Source organism: Streptomyces sp. NPDC005070 (assembly GCF_053600395.1).
The window spans coordinates 1-1,715 of sequence record NZ_JBSFZS010000449.1 but is presented as its reverse complement, the minus strand read 5'-3'; the positions used below and the strand labels follow the sequence as shown (position 1 = coordinate 1,715).

General features: G+C 66.2%; 1 protein-coding gene. It reads right to left on the bottom strand.

Going from position 1 to position 1,715, the window contains the following annotated elements:
* Nucleotides 1-29: 29 nt before the first annotated feature.
* Complete coding sequence (locus ACWEBX_RS40120; protein ID WP_451889631.1) at nt 30-1,292, bottom strand: IS110 family transposase; 1,263 nt, start codon at nt 1,290-1,292, stop codon at nt 30-32.
* Nucleotides 1,293-1,715 lie beyond the last annotated feature (423 nt).

The window sequence follows — 1,715 nt, the reverse complement described above, 5'->3', positions numbered from 1 at the left end:
GCCGACAAGACATCCCACGCGGATAAGCGTCAAGCCGCCGCTGCCTTGAGGCCTGCTGAGGCCTGTGGGAAGGCGACTGCTTCGTTGTAGGTGTGGCCGTTGTGGAGGCAGTGGAACAGCATGCCCATGAAGCGGTTGAAGAGGTTCCGCTGTGCTGCGACGTGGCGGTCGCCGGCTGCCCTTCGGCGGTCGTAGTGGGCTCTGGCGCCTGGCGATCTGGTGAGAGAGTTGAAGGCCCAGATGTAGCCGACGGCGGCCAGTCTCTGGTTCTTGACCTTCCGGCTCATGACCTTGCAGCTTTTGCCGCTGGCTCTGGTGACGGGGGCGCTTCCCGCGTAGGCCTTGAGGGATCCAGCGGTGGCGAAGCGGGTCCGGTCGTCGCCGATCTCCGCCAGGACCCGTGCACCGGTCAGCGCGGCCAGACCCGGAAAGCTGCGGATGATCGGAGCGTCTGGGTGCTCCTCAAAGGCCTGAGTGACGGCCTCTTCGAGCTGGTCGGCGTTGTCGCAGGCGGTGTTCAGCTGCCTGAGCAGAGCGGAAGTCTGATGTCCCAGAGCCGCTTCGACCTGCGGGAGCTGGTGGAGGTAGTCGCGTGTGAAGACCTCGTGGAGCCGTTCGGCTTCGGCCTGGATGCCGCGGACGCGGCCGGCCTGCTTGAGCAGTGACTGCAGACGCCGCCGTGTCAGCTTCGCGGCCGATGTCGGGGTCGGCGCCGCGGCGAGGATGCTGCGGGCCTCCCTTGAGCACAGGCCGTGCTTGTGCTGGGCAAAGGCGTCGAGGATTGCCGGATAGAACTCCCTGAGCTGGGAGCGAAGTTTGTTGTGGGCTTGGCCGCGGGCCCAGACGGCGTCCTGCTGGGCCCGGGCGAGCACGGCGATGGCCTGGACGAGCTCGGAGTCCGCCGGCAGCGTGCGATGGGCGGCCATGTCGGTTCGCAGGATGTTGGCCAGGGCCGCGGCGTCGACGGCGTCCGACTTCTTGCGGGCGACAGAGTGGCGGTCCCGGTAGCGGGCGACCGCCAGCGGATTGATTGCGAAGACCGCTCGGCCAGTGGCCCGCAGACACGCAACAAGCAATCCGCGGGAGGTCTCGATCGCCACCGGAATAGGCGTGTCCTCGCTGTCGCCGTGCTCGGCCAGCAGAGCCATGAGCTGGGCAAACCCTGCGGCATCGTCGCTGATCCGCACCTTGGCGAGTTGCTGTCCGCCCGCATCGACCAGGGCGATGTCGTGATGGTCTTCGGACCAGTCCACCCCGCAGAACACTGTCGTCGGTAATCCGGTGATCTCCATCCGGCTCCTCCTTCGTGACAACTCTCTTCCCAGGTCAGAGCCTGTGCAGGGTGCGCGTGCTCCCTAATGGAAGTGCTCAAGGCACGTCATCCCACCAGCCGTTCGCAACCCCAGCGAGTCACACGGCCCTCGGTCCGCGTCAGAGCTGAAAGCTCAAGGCAGAGCTGAGAAGTGATCCGCGCAACCGGCTCGGACTACGAACAGCCAACCGTTCGAGAGCCGCAGCCGGGCCGTCCCGCAGCAACAAGACCTCTTCGAGGCCCCTGCAGAACGAACCACGGCTGGATCCGAATACTCCTGCCCCGATTGCTGGGCGCGAGCCAGCCTCGTCTTGTCAACAGAGCTCTCAGGCCCGGGCATACTCAAAGGCTCGACTCGCGCCCACGAAGGCCAACACTCGCCGGCCTTCGCCTCCCATTAGGC

Bases quoted from the DNA above. Each gene is read 5' to 3' on its own strand.
- ACWEBX_RS40120 (WP_451889631.1), bottom strand. From the start codon at position 1,292: ATGGAGATCACCGGATTACCGACGACAGTGTTCTGCGGGGTGGACTGG.